Origin of the sequence: Parafilimonas terrae, from assembly GCF_900115755.1 — a bacterium.
In the GTDB taxonomy this organism is placed as follows: domain Bacteria; phylum Bacteroidota; class Bacteroidia; order Chitinophagales; family Chitinophagaceae; genus Parafilimonas; species Parafilimonas terrae.
This window is the reverse complement of the sequence record NZ_FOXQ01000006.1, coordinates 37772-51149: the sequence shown is the minus strand read 5'-3', so window position 1 is coordinate 51149 and position 13378 is coordinate 37772. Positions and strand designations below refer to the sequence as shown.

Sequence of the window (13378 nt, the reverse complement as noted above, 5' to 3'; positions counted from 1 at the left end):
CATGGTGGGGGAATTTTTCTGGGATGGTGCTGCCAGTACTTTGTTTTGGGTTGATCCTGTAAACGAACTTACAGCTGTAATGTTTGTGCAGGTGATGCCGTTTTATGGTACCCTGCATAAGCGTTTTCGCGATGCGGTATATGGTGAATACAAATGATGCCGGTAGTTCTGTATAAATAAGTCAAAACAGGGAGAAATATTTATTTCTTCGCTGGTTCGTCTTTCTCGTCGATAGTGGAAACTTTGTCTCTTTCACTATTAAATTCACGTATGCCTTTACCTATACCCTTCATCATTTCAGGAATTCTTTTGGCGCCAAAAAGAATGAGTATTACAACTGCTATGATGAGTATTTCCTGGAACCCCATAATTGAAACTGTTTAGATATAAATTAATATGCTTTCCGGCAGGCCTGCTGCATTCCAATCCTTTGCGAAGGGCAAGCGTTTTAACCGGTCAGCTTTACGTTAGATATTGCAACAAATATAGCCTGTTTGAAAATCACCTATTATTCTGCCGGGTTAAATTTATCATATCAAACTTCTCATGCAGTTAAATAAGTATAAACAAGCCTCTTCTTGTCTTAAATTATAAAAGCAAGGCTATCGGAGATTAAAAAATATTATTATCATAATCGCTGTTAAGCTGGATAATATCCGGTGCGTGCACATAATTGGTATTATACCTGAACTGTATGTTGATGGTAATTCTTGCCAGGAACTTTGATAAGCCTTCCGGGATTTTTGGGAAATACACAAACCTTAGTTCCGCCGTTTTAAATACAAGGTTCTCATTCCTTGTTCTTATGCCGCCACCCAGGCCGTAATACCAATCTGTTACAGCAGGTTTATCTTCCGCTGTTATAGCTGCAACATCAGCAAAGCCAAAAGGGGAGAACTTAAAGCCAAAAATTTTGAAATTGGTAAAAGTAATGGTTTCGGAGTGCAGGCTAAACCTGTCTTCTCCCAATACGGAATCAGCTTTAAAATAACGGATGCCAAATGGATTATTAATGCGTAAAGGTTCCAGCCCGGTGCGGTTGAAGAGATGCGTATAGGAAATACGGGCATATTGGCGCATCTTAAAATTTCTAAACAACACAGCCCTGCTGAATGCGGATGCGCCTACAAGCAAAGCTCCGTCCTGTAATTTTCCTTTGTTATAAAAAGTGCCGGTCCGCAGGAAATATTGTACAATATCGCCTTTTTTATAAACGCTGTAAAGGTTAGCATCAACACCGGTATAGGGCCTGGAAAGAAATGATTGCTTATACCAGCCTCCTGTTAGTGACACGTTATAACCATAAGGCACATCTTCCGTATTGCCAAAGCCATACAGGTAATTGGTTTTATAAAACTCCTGTTTAAAAAAAGTGAACTGTCCTAAAATAGCCCGCTTATCATCAAACCTGAATATGAGTTTATCAACCGCCTGCTCCGGCGTTTTTATAAAATTGGTATTCATGTAACGGATACTCACAAAATGCCTGTCGAGATGTTTATGGTTAACCGCATATTTTTTTATACCGAGATTATAACCGATCCATGCATCAAAATACCGGTAATGATAATCGTAAAAATCAAACGGCTGCTTGTTGTAATTATTAAAGGTTTTAAAATCTCCAACAGTTAACCCACCAGCAAAATGTTTGTATTGCGAAACAAGGTTTCGCTGGAGGGAAAAATAGGTAGCCTGCTCATCGGTAGTTCGGTTAAATAAATCCTGGTTGATGGTTGAATACCCAACAGATGCATCAATAAAGCTATGCGCTATATTAAATTTTGTATAAGACAAACCAATGCCTGCGGTGGGTTCTCTTTCTTTTTCCGCAAGAAAAGTAAGCCGGAGGCTTTGGGCTGCCCCAAAAAGGTTTACATCTTCGGCGGTTGCCTTAAACCTGCCGGTGCTGGCCCTGTTAAGTACGCCGTTAATACTGAAGAGGTCTTTGGTAATTACATAAACATCCACAGAATCCGGTGAACCGGTTTTAGGCTGAATAATGATACGTGCATCCTGCATATAGTCGAGCGTACGTAAAAACCGTTCATTATCAGCAAGCAGGTAAGCAGCAACGGGAGTGTTTTCTTTAAAGAATAAGTTATCTCTTATTGCCCATTCCTTGGTATTATTATGCAGGCTGTTTAAGAGTCTTGTTCCGAAGTAATCAATTGATTTTGATGTATCTGCAAAAGTTTTTTCAAATTTAAATCTATTAATAATAATGTTTCGGATGATTTTACCCTCATATTGTTTGAATTCGGCTTCACTCTTAGTGGTAAGTAATTCCTGCCTGTTAAGCCTGGTAATAGTGCTGGTATCTTTATGCTTTCTTTTTATAAGCTTCAATGCATGGCTGAATATATTGTTTTTTGAGGTGGTTTGAATAGTATCCTTATCCTGGGCACCGGCACAAAAACAAACAAGCAGCATGCAGATTATAAGAGGCAGCTTATAAATATCGTTCACTCGTTATAAGGCGGTTAATAATTAAATTGTATAATCACTCTCAAGTTAAGCAATCTGTTGAAGCAGATTTAAAAATTCATTACGGCTTATCATTTCAGCACCCAGGCTTTCCAAATGTTTTGTATAAACCTGGCAATCTATTAAAACAATTCCTTCCCGGGCCAGTTGTTTTACATAGTTAATAAAAGCAAATTTGCTGGCATTGGAAATACGGCTGAACATGCTTTCACCAAAGAAAACCTTTCCCATTTTTATGCCATATAAACCGCCTGCAAGTTCATTGCCCTGCCATGCCTCTGCACTATGGGCATATCCTTTTTTATGCAGGTTAATATAAGCCTGTTCAACTGCATTGGTTATCCATGTGCCAGCATGATCACGTTTTACTGTTTTACAATTCCTGATAACTTCTTCAAATGCCGTATTTGTTTTAAACTGAAAACTATTATTGTGTAAAATCTTCTGCATGCTTTTACTTATTTTAAGATTATCCGGAAATAAAACAAACCGTGGATCGGGGCACCACCAAAGCGGCAGGTCGCCTTCAAACCAGGGAAAGATACCTTGCCTGTAAGCAAGCAGCAATCGCTCTTCGCTAAGATCACCGCCCATGGCAAGCAGGCCATCCTCTGTAGTTGCGGTTGCAGGCGGAAACCATAATTTACTATCCAGCACGGTCAGGTACATAAAGAAATGCTCTGGTGATAAAATTCAGACTGCAGAAAAGCGGTAAATAAATTCTTTTTTGGATAAAAGCAAAACTAATGTTCAACCATTTCTTCAATGGTTGCATTTATGCCCCGGTTGATGATGGCTTCACGCATAGGATTAAGGGTTTCGTAATCGCCTTGTTTAACGGCATATTTCCCCTGGAAATGAATGATGTAAGCGCATTGTTCGGCCTGCTCCGTGGTGTGGCCACAAACCTCAATAAGGGTTTCAATTACCCAGTCAAACGTATTCACTTCATCATTCCATACAATCAGGTTATAGGATGCCGCAAGAGTATCCAACAATCCTGTCTCAATATCTTCTTTTACCTGCGCTGAATTGTTTATACCGGTAATCATAATTGCAAATTTAGTTTAAGCGGCATAAATAATGCCTTGTTTTATACTAAAAAAGCAGATACCATACGTTTTTTTTGTTGCATATCTTTTTTTATCCCAACTGAAGTAAAACCCTTTGCATGCAATAATGCCGCTACCTGTTCACCCATTAATTCGTTTATTTCAAAGTATAACTGTCCCGGCCGCTTCAGATGCTGCAGGGCAAAACCTGCAATTGCTTTATAAAAGAGCAATGGATCATCGTCTGGTACAAACAAGGCCTGGTGTGGCTCATATTGCAAAACATTCGGCTGCATTAAAGAAGATTCGCTTTGGGCGATATAAGGCGGGTTGCTTACAATTATGTCAAACCGAGGAAAAGAAGCCGGCGGTTGAAAATTAAGAATATCAGCTTCAAAAAAATGAACAGAGACATTATTATTTACTGCATTTTTTATAGCTATTTCCAACGATTTATCACTGATATCCAATGCATAAACATTTGATCCCGGGAATTTTTTTTTAATTGAAATGGCAATACACCCGCTGCCGGTTCCAATATCCAAAACCGAAGGGGCTTTCAAGCCGGAATTATGAGAATTTTGCAAGATTAATTCTACCAATTCCTCGGTTTCAGGCCGTGGGATTAAAACGTTTTCATCCACATAAAAAGGCATACCTGCAAACCACGTTTCATTTATAATATATTGAACAGGTGTATTCTGCAATAATCTTTCGATATTTTTTTTTAGATAACTTACCTGGCTGTCCGTAAGGAAATTGTCTTTATAAATCATTCTCTCAGACCTTGAAAAACCTGTAAGTTTTTCCATCAGCAGGTTAGAAATATTGGACGCTTCCCGCTGATCATATATTGTATTTAATGATGATTGTAAAATTTTACCTGCTTCAGAAATTGTCATAATGCAATGCTATTAATTATTTTTGAGAATGACCACTGATGAACTATACATGCAGCGCTGCATTCAACTGGCAAAGTCCGGAGCGGGCAATGTTGCCCCAAACCCAATGGTTGGCGCTGTGCTGGTTTATAAAGAGAAAATAATAGGCGAGGGGTATCATCAAAAATACGGAGAAGCGCATGCCGAGGTAAATTGCATTGCTTCGGTAAAAATAAAAGATCGGCAACTTATTGAAAGATCCACGCTATACGTCTCCCTCGAACCTTGTGCGCATTTTGGTAAAACGCCGCCATGCAGTAACCTTATCATCAGGCATAAAATTCCAAAAGTGGTAATAGGTTCCCGTGATCCTTTTAAAGAAGTTAACGGCAGGGGAATTGAAAAATTAAAGGCTGCCGGAATTGAAGTTATAACCGGGATATTGGGGGATGCCTGTAAAGACCTGAACAAGCGTTTTTTTACATTTCATACCAAACAACGGCCTTATATAATTTTAAAATGGGCGCAAACAGCTAATAAAAAAATAGCAACAAACGACAACAAACGGTTAATAATCAGTAATAATATAACAAACAGGCTTGTTCATAAATGGCGTTTTGAGGAAGCTTCCATATTGGTGGGAACTAACACAGCAACTGCTGATGATCCTTCGCTTACCAACCGTTTGTGGACAGGAAAAAATCCGGTACGATTGATAATCGATAAAAATATCAGGCTGCCGCTATCTTTAAAAATATTCAATAGAGAATCACCGACCATTGTGTTTAATTATGAAAAACAAACGCTTGAACCCGGAGATACCGGAAATTTTACAAACCAGGTTTATTATTTTAAAATTGAAAAAGACAAAAGCCTGGTTCGGCAAATTGCCAATGCTTGCTATCAGTTAAATCTGCAAAGTATTTTGATTGAAGGCGGCGCAAAATTATTGCAATCGTTTATTGACGAAAAACTCTTTGATGAAATCAGGATTATAACCAATAAGGATTTAATTATTGGCGAAGGACTGGCAGCGCCATTATCCAGCGGCTCTTTAAAGCAATCTGAATATTTTGCTATTAGAAATGATAATATTTATTTTATCCTATAATTAATATTATGTTAAGTTGCATGATCAAAAAAAACGTATTTATGTTAACGTCTCTTCCATTTATGATTTACACGCACAATTTTTGGATTGTATCTAATAACAAATTTTAAGCGGCTATTACTTTACTTTTAATCATTAAAATAAACAGATATGGAAAACTGGAAACAGTACAAACGAAAAGGATTATCTGAAATGCGGCCATATATAAAAGACGAAGACCTTACAGGCGTTTCGGTAAGCAAGGAAGATAATCCTGAAACAGATATGGGCATGATTGCCCGTAACCCTAAAAACCATGAAGATAAATGGTATGTAGCCAGGAAATATTTTGAGGACAATTTTGAGGAAGCGTAACTCTTAATTTCTAATGGGAATGAAAAAGCTGGCTTAAATTAAACCAGCTTTTTTTGTTTTCAGCAATTCAATGCTTACTTGAATGTATTGAACAGTTCATCGTATTTCTTATACAGTGCATCGTATTTATCATAGTCGGCTGAATTACCATCAAACTTAGTCCTGTCCCTTTTCCAGAGATATATCTGGGCAAGGTAGTTTACGGTATGATTTAAATTAGCAGTCTCAAGCCTCTCCCTGTCTTGCTTTGCGCTGAGTACGGTGAAAGCTTTTTCGAGCCATTGTGCTGAAGAGTCGGCATAAATACCTTCTTCTTTTGCAATTTCATCACGTTTAGCTTTTAACGGAGCAGATTCGCCCGTGTAACTATGATAGCGGTCATCTAAAGTTTCAAAAGCATAATGATAATAATATCCTGCGCCAAAAGCATATAATCCATTTGCACCATTGGTTACATCAAATGCTTTAGCATAAGCCCGTGCAGCAGCAAGTTTCATCTGTACTCTTTGAGCGCTGTCGAGACTCTTTGTCTGTGCTGAATCGTTGGTGGCAAAGGCTTCTGCGTAGCCCACAATCTTTTGTTCATCCAGGCTGCCCGCAGCAGCTTCCTGCTCATATTTCTGCAAAAGTTCCGGCAGGCTTGCATTTGCGGTCATGTTGCTCATTTCATACTGAGACCATGTTGCATTGTTATTTGGATACAGTTCTTTTGCAAGTGCAAGATATTTTTTAAAAGAAGCATCATCTTTTTTATCCATATAGTACTGGATCAAAAACTGGTAAATGCTTTCATAATCTTCGCCGGTAATTTTTAAATCGGCAAGCCTTGCATAATATTTGGCAGCAGAATCAATTTGCTTTGAATTCTGGGCGGCAACACCGGTAAATAACACCATTGTTGTGTCAATTGAAGAAGTTGACTGCGTAAGCTTACTATCAATTAGCACCTGCCCGAGCCTTTCAGCTTTTGAAAAATATTTGAAGGCGCTGTCCCAGGTTTTGTTTTTCCAATATTCATTACCTCTTACAATATACCCATTGTAAATACTGCTTAGCCCATTGGAAAAATTGCCTTCTTTCATTTGTTTTAATGAAGGATCTATTTGCTGATATTGATTAAAAGCATCCAGTGCTACAACGTCTGCATCCGGATTTTGGGGGCCAACCGCTGAATCACTGTATAGCTGCCCGTAAACATACATTTCCCAGAGTAAGGCTGTTGGCTTATCCTTTTCTTTAAGTTTAGGGTTATTCACCATTTTATCAACCTCCTCCTTAGCTTTATCAAACTTTTTTTGCTGTACATATAGCGCTATAACATCGCCATCCTGTGCCATAAGGTAACTGAGTGAAAATGAAAACGCAATCAATAGAATTATTTTTTTCATCATTCTTTATTTAAATTTTATTGTTAACCAAAATTTATTAATTGTTATCTGCCGATCAATTTTTAAACGGTTGCATTTTCATCATTATTCCCTGAATTACCATCGCCGTCCTCTTTATTTTCACCTTCTTCATTATTATTGCTTTCTGCAGTACTGCCTCCTGTTCCGGCAATGATATCTTCATCTGCTGCGTCATTAATTTCCGGTTCTTCCTCTTGCTCATCCAGCTTGGTGATGGCAGCTATTTCATCGCTTTCATCCAGTCTTATTAATTTAACACCCTGTGTGGCGCGGCCGGCTTCTTTTATATTTTTAACAGATGTTCTTAAAATAATACCCGACTTACAGGTAATTAATAAATCTTCACTTTCCTCAACATCAAGAATGCCTACAAGGCTGCCTGTTTTCTCTGTTATATTGATGGTTTTTACACCTTTGCCGCCCCTGTTTGTAATGCGGTATTCATCAACCCTGGTACGTTTGCCAAACCCTTTTTCACTAACAACCAAAACCGTTTTTGCAGTTTCGTTCCTTTGGACACAAATCATACCAATTACTTCATCCGTTGCATTATCAACTTCAATTCCACCAACACCAATGGCGCCGCGGCCTGTTGCCCTTACTTTCTCTTCAGGAAAGCGAATAGCCCTGCCGCTTTTTACAGCCATCATTATTTCAGAATTTCCATCTGTTAACCTTGCCGTAAGCAACTCATCTCCTTCTAAAATAGTAATCGCATTCACACCTGTGGCCCTTGGCCTGCTAAAGTCTGCCAGCGCTGTTTTTTTAATAACACCTTTTCTTGTACACAGCACTATGTTATGGCCTTCAACAAACTCTCTGTCTTCAAGGTTCTTAACATTCATTATCGCCTTCACTTTATCGCCCTGCACCAGTTGCACCATATTTTGAATGGCCCTGCCTTTACTTTGCTTTTCACCTTCCGGCACTTCATATACTTTAAGCCAGTAGCACCTTCCCTGCTGGCTGAAGAACAGCATGGTATCGTGTGTGGAAGCCACGAACAAATGTTCTACATAATCTTCATCCCTTGTTTTGCTGCCGATGGCGCCACGGCCGCCACGGCGCTGCTGCCTGTATTCGGATGCGCTTGTTCTCTTTATATAACCTAAATGCGAAATTGTTATTACCACATCTTCCTTTTCAATCAAATCTTCAATGCGCATTTCATTGGCCAGGTATTGAATTTCCGTTTGCCTTGGCTTGCCGTATCTTTCTTTAACCTCAAGTAATTCTTTCTTTATAAGGTCATATCTTAATTCTTCACTGGCAAGTAAGGCTTCCAAACCGGCTATTTGCTTTTGTAACTCTTCATATTCTTCCTTGATCTTTTCGCGTTCCATGCCGGTAAGGCGCTGCAACCTTAATTCAAGAATTGCTTTTGCCTGAATTTCATCCAATCCCCAGCCTGCATTTATTAAATTGTCTTTTGCAATTTCAGGCGTGGGAGAATTTCTTATCAACCGGATTACTTCATCTAAATGATCCAACGCAATTAAGTAACCGTTTAAAATATGCGCCCTTTCCCTGGCTTTGCGCAGTTCATAATTTGCGCGGCGGATAACCACCTCCATCCTGAACTCGATGAACTCGCTTACAAGTGCTTTTACATTTAAAGTCTTTGGCCTGCCTTTACTTAAAGCAACGTTATTAATGCCATAGCTTGTTTGCAGTTCGGTAAACTTATAAAGCTGATTGATAATAACGGTGGCAACGCCATCACGTTTCAGGTCAATTACAATACGGGTGCCTTCTTTCTTATTGCTTTCATTATTTACATGCGCAATGCCTTCAATGGTTTTATCATTTACCAGTTGGCCAATGCGGTCAGTTAACGTATCACGGTTTACCTGGTAAGGAACTGCTGTAATAATTATCTGCTCCCTGCCGCTGGCCTTTGTTTCCACGTGGCATTTGCCACGCAGCACAACTCTGCCGCGGCCTGTGAGCATAGCCTGCTGCACGCCATCCATGCCGTAAATAACGCCGCCCGTTGGAAAGTCCGGCGCCTTTACATATTTCATTAAATCTTCTGCTGAAATTTCTTTATTGTCGATATGCGCAATACAACCATCAATTACTTCTGATAAATTATGCGGCATCATATTCGTAGCCATACCCACAGCAATACCGCTGGAACCATTTACCAGCAACTGCGGGATACGTGTGGGCAACACAACCGGCTCTTCCAGCGAATCATCAAAGTTTAGCTGAAAATCCACGGTTTCTTTTTCAATATCATCCAGCATGCTTTCTGCCAAACGCTCCAGCCTCGCTTCTGTATAACGCATGGCCGCAGGCGGGTCGCCATCAGGGCTTCCGAAGTTTCCCTGCTTGTCAACAAGCGGGTGGTTCATGCTCCACTCCTGTCCCATTCTCACCAATGCATCATATACAGCACCATCGCCGTGCGGGTGATATTTTCCCAGCACCTCTCCCACTATACGGGCACATTTTTTATAAGGACGGTTATAACTCAAACCCAGTTCATTCATCGCATATAGAATCCTGCGGTGTACCGGTTTAAAGCCATCACGCACATCTGGCAAAGCACGGCCCACGATTACCGACATTGAATAATCAATGTAGGCCGTTTTCATTTGTTCTTCAATATTTACCTGGATGACGCGATCGTTATCTGCAGTTTCCTGCGGTAGTTGATTTTCTTCCATTCGTTATTTACATGTAATATAAAATCGCTAAAAAAATAAAGCCCGCAAATTTAATGATTAATGCACTGTTTCAGGGCTTAAATGAAGTATTTTTTGCACGTGTGAATGTTAATAAACCTCACCCTCGTTCCTATCCAAAAATGGAGAGGGATGCCTCTGTTTGAGCGTCATCATAAAACTCATGCAACGGATTCGCGAATATCTTTAGCAACTTTAAAATATTTGTTCTTTATGCTATGCGTAAAAGGATTTTCACTTGGTTGGTTAGCACTTTTTATCTCTTCTAATATTTTGTCGAGTTTTTCGATTAATGCTTTTTCAAGAGGATCATTATTTGCACCAGAAATGAAAGTGCAAATAATCCCTATAAACGGAGTAAAAAAAAATGAAATAATAAACGTAGGAATAAAACCTAATTTTTTTTCATAACCAGTCATGCGGCAAATACTGATAAAACTACATATACAATAACATAAATTTCCATGAATATTGATTTAAAAAATTTATAGTTTTTTATGAGAATAAACCCGCATTCAAATTATATAAACGCTTTCCAAAGCCGGGCATCCCTCTCCACGGGGTGGAGAGGGAACGAGGGTGAGGTTTCTACACCTGCTGTATATCATACACCACCACCTTGCTCCAAAGCCCGCTGTAATTTTTAATAAACTCCTGGTGAATGGGATGGCTTTGATAGTTTGCCTGGTCGGCCAGCGTATCAAAAAACATTAGTTCAGAAACTGCCCATGATGCATCTACCACATCACGCTTTTGAGTATCGGCAACAATACCCACCTGCAACTCTTTTATTTCCGGAATTTTTGATAAGGTCTTAACGCCTTCCACCAGTTTATCACGGTCTTCAACAGAACCGGTATTCTTAAGCCAGAAAAAAACATGATGTGCTATTTGTTTACTTTTCATATTAAGTGATTTTGCATTTACAGCTAAAGCAACGCTGCCTGCTGCAGAAGTAAGTATAAATTTTCTGCGGGATGATTTTTTCATTGATGATTATTTTAACTGCAATAAAATTATAAAGCAGGTAAATATAATATGCGTTGAATAAAATTCTTTATTGTTTTCCGGTTTAGTTTTTTAAGCGCAGCTATACAAATTATTTCAATTAATGCACCTTGCATATCATATCTGTGCATCTGTGGCAATCATTTGAACCAGCTTATAGCATAATCTTCAATCATTAAAACTATCCTGTGAAATGTAATGGTTAATACCTTCAAGCACACCCCTGGCAAGTGGCTGCTTTGCAAAATAAGCCTGCCTGTTATTTTTAAGCGCCTGCATTTCTTCGCTGTAATTAGCCACCACTATACCGCGGGCCTTACCACGCACCATATCAATATCATTACCGCTGTTGCCCGCAGTTATAAATTTTTCCAAAGGCAGCTTCCATTTATTGCTTAAATATCGCACGGCGCTGCCTTTGCCTGAACGAAACGGCAGCAGGTCAAGATAACGGTTTTCAGTAAGTAATATCTTAGCCCTTAGCTTGCGGTCATTCAAAAATTTATAAAGGTTTTGAAGATCAGTTCTTGTAAAATCTTCATCCACATAATAACTAAGTTTAAAAGGCCATTGTGCATTGGGCCCCTGCAGATGAATGCCTTTAAATGATTCAAGTACTTTCTTTAATTCTTCGCGCTTCCACTGGCGGTTAATATAGTTTTCATAACCATAATCGGGAATAAGTTTATCCGTATAATAAATCTCCGATCCGGCTGAACAAATCAGCACATCAAAATCTTTTATATCCTTGCTGTGCAAACCATCTAATGTTAACTGCCTGTTCCTGCCGCTGGCAACGCCAAAGATCATTTTATCCCTGTTGTTTTTTATCCATTGCAATAATTCATCAAGGCCTTCTGTATTATCTTCCTCAAACAGGGTACCATCAATATCTGATATAAAGGCCATTTGCGCAGCAGATAATTTTTTGCCATAGGCTGTTTTAGGCACATAACTTTTTTCGCCGGTATGCTTGCCTTCTAAAACCTTGTTTATAAGCTCTACGTATTTATTGGCATGCGTTTCCCACGAATAATCATGCGTGGCAGCTTTAATGCCATTGGCAGAATATTGTTCCCATAAATTCTGGTCGGCGATTATCTTTTTTAATGCTGCCGCGATAGCAGCCGGATCTTCCACATCAACTAAAATTCCGTTATTACTGTCCTCAATAATCTCTTTCGGGCCGCCGGTGGGAGAAGCAATAACAGGCAGGCCGCAACCTGCAGCTTCAACAATGGTAAGGCCGAAGTTTTCGCCCGGTGTGGCATTTACAAAAACACCTTTCTTGCGGGCAGCAACCCGGTAAATTTCAGGCACCTCAAATTTGGGGTCATTCTTTTTTGGGATTGCCATTTTACCATACAGGTCATACTTATCTAAAAGCAATAAGAGATTGGTAAGTATTTCCTGCTCATCAGGCGGCATCTGCGAAATATCTTTTCTTACCCCGGCAAAAATGGCGAGGTTAGCCATTGCCTGCAATTCTTTATCTTGCCCGTAAGCCTGTATAATGGTTTCAAAATTTTTTCTTTTATCGGCGCGGCCAATTGAAAGCACTAAAGGTTTTGCGGGCTGAAAAAGAAAGCGTTCTATTTCAGAATTCACGCGGTACAATGCCTGTTCCTGTTCGAGCGTTAAATTGTAAGACGGCATATCAAGCCGGTAAAAGGGAAAGAAGATATGACTGTTTACGCCCGGCGGGATTACATGAAATTTTCCCAAAGCTTTATTATCGTAAAGCTTGTACTGGTCTTCAATAATGTAGTTGGTGCTTGTAATAATGGCATCGGCAGTTTCAAGGTATTTTTCTTCTTCCTTAATGCGCCGCTGCATGTTAAACTTTTCATTAATCTTTTCCTCGGGCATGCCCTGCTGCAGCAGAATATTTTTTTTGTTGCGGCCAAGTGAATGTGCAGTTGCAAAAAATGGCACACCAAATACTTCGCTCAACTGGCCGGCTATATAAATACCATCAGCATAATGGCCATGCACCACATCGGGCATATCTTTTTCATGCTCTATAAACTGAATAGTCCTGTCAACAAATTCATCCAAATGATCCCATAACGATTCCTTCTGCCTATAGTTATTACCGCCACAAGTAATGCGAACAATGCGGGCTTTATCATTTACTATTTCAATATCTTTTCCATAATCAGGAGAAACCCTTTTGTCAATAATTTTTCTTGTGAAGAGGTCTGCCTTTCTTACCTGTGGATGCTGTGATAAAGTTTCCAAAAGTTCCAATACGTACTTCACCTGCCCGCCTGTATCTTTATCCCTTCCTATCTCTGGCTCATGATACCGGATTAACCCATGTGGACTGAATAACTGTATGTAATATTCTTTCATTATAAGTTTCAAAAGTAACTAATCCTCGTAAAAT

13 protein-coding genes are annotated in these 13378 nt (G+C 39.4%); 3 read left to right on the top strand and 10 right to left on the bottom strand.

Annotation, left to right across the window (positions count from 1 at the left end; genetic code table 11):
- Position 1 precedes the first annotated feature (1 nt).
- Positions 2 to 157: a beta-lactamase family protein gene (locus BM015_RS21725; protein ID WP_218148480.1), complete on the top strand. Its 156-nt coding sequence runs from the start codon at positions 2 to 4 to the stop codon at positions 155 to 157.
- 43 nt (positions 158 to 200) lie between these two features.
- Here the strand turns inward: BM015_RS21725 and tatA are convergent, their stop codons facing one another.
- The 5 genes from tatA to prmC form a co-directional block, all read right to left on the bottom strand.
- Positions 201 to 368, bottom strand: a complete 168-nt coding sequence (gene tatA, locus BM015_RS11070; protein WP_090658316.1) for a twin-arginine translocase TatA/TatE family subunit — start codon at positions 366 to 368, stop codon at positions 201 to 203.
- Between the two features lie 244 nt (positions 369 to 612).
- The gene (locus tag BM015_RS11065; protein WP_245751368.1) at positions 613 to 2466 is read right to left on the bottom strand and encodes a BamA/TamA family outer membrane protein; all 1854 of its coding nucleotides are present in this window, start codon (positions 2464 to 2466) and stop codon (positions 613 to 615) included.
- A gap of 45 nt (positions 2467 to 2511) precedes the next feature.
- On the bottom strand, positions 2512 to 3153 hold the full coding sequence (gene aat / locus BM015_RS11060; RefSeq protein WP_090658314.1) for a leucyl/phenylalanyl-tRNA--protein transferase: 642 nt from the start codon (positions 3151 to 3153) through the stop codon (positions 2512 to 2514).
- A 74-nt stretch (positions 3154 to 3227) separates the two neighbouring features.
- Entirely contained in the window at positions 3228 to 3536 is a 309-nt protein-coding gene (locus BM015_RS11055; RefSeq protein ID WP_090658312.1) for an ATP-dependent Clp protease adaptor ClpS, read from the bottom strand.
- Between the two features lie 41 nt (positions 3537 to 3577).
- Positions 3578 to 4438 (bottom strand): peptide chain release factor N(5)-glutamine methyltransferase, encoded by an 861-nt coding sequence (gene prmC / locus BM015_RS11050; protein ID WP_090658310.1) that lies wholly within the window; start codon positions 4436 to 4438, stop codon positions 3578 to 3580.
- Positions 4439 to 4466: 28 nt separating this feature from the next.
- On the opposite strand from prmC, the gene ribD reads away from it, so the two are divergent.
- Together ribD and BM015_RS11040 are read left to right on the top strand one after the other, a co-directional pair.
- Entirely contained in the window at positions 4467 to 5528 is a 1062-nt protein-coding gene (gene ribD / locus BM015_RS11045; RefSeq protein WP_090658307.1) for a bifunctional diaminohydroxyphosphoribosylaminopyrimidine deaminase/5-amino-6-(5-phosphoribosylamino)uracil reductase RibD, read from the top strand.
- A 150-nt stretch (positions 5529 to 5678) separates the two neighbouring features.
- Positions 5679 to 5882 (top strand): hypothetical protein, encoded by a 204-nt coding sequence (locus BM015_RS11040; RefSeq protein ID WP_090658305.1) that lies wholly within the window; start codon positions 5679 to 5681, stop codon positions 5880 to 5882.
- 74 nt (positions 5883 to 5956) lie between these two features.
- Here BM015_RS11040 and BM015_RS11035 read toward each other — a convergent pair whose 3' ends face one another.
- The 5 genes from BM015_RS11035 to BM015_RS11015 form a co-directional block, all read right to left on the bottom strand.
- Positions 5957 to 7273, bottom strand: coding sequence for a hypothetical protein (locus BM015_RS11035; RefSeq protein ID WP_090658303.1), 1317 nt, complete (start codon positions 7271 to 7273; stop codon positions 5957 to 5959).
- Positions 7274 to 7332: 59 nt separating this feature from the next.
- Complete coding sequence (gyrA, locus tag BM015_RS11030; RefSeq protein WP_090658301.1) at positions 7333 to 9963, bottom strand: DNA gyrase subunit A; 2631 nt, start codon at positions 9961 to 9963, stop codon at positions 7333 to 7335.
- Between the two features lie 179 nt (positions 9964 to 10142).
- Entirely contained in the window at positions 10143 to 10400 is a 258-nt protein-coding gene (locus BM015_RS11025) for a hypothetical protein (RefSeq protein ID WP_090658299.1), read from the bottom strand.
- 169 nt (positions 10401 to 10569) lie between these two features.
- On the bottom strand, positions 10570 to 10971 hold the full coding sequence (locus tag BM015_RS11020) for a Dabb family protein (RefSeq protein WP_090658297.1): 402 nt from the start codon (positions 10969 to 10971) through the stop codon (positions 10570 to 10572).
- Between the two features lie 186 nt (positions 10972 to 11157).
- On the bottom strand, positions 11158 to 13344 hold the full coding sequence (locus tag BM015_RS11015) for an HAD-IIB family hydrolase (RefSeq protein WP_090658295.1): 2187 nt from the start codon (positions 13342 to 13344) through the stop codon (positions 11158 to 11160).
- Positions 13345 to 13378 lie beyond the last annotated feature (34 nt).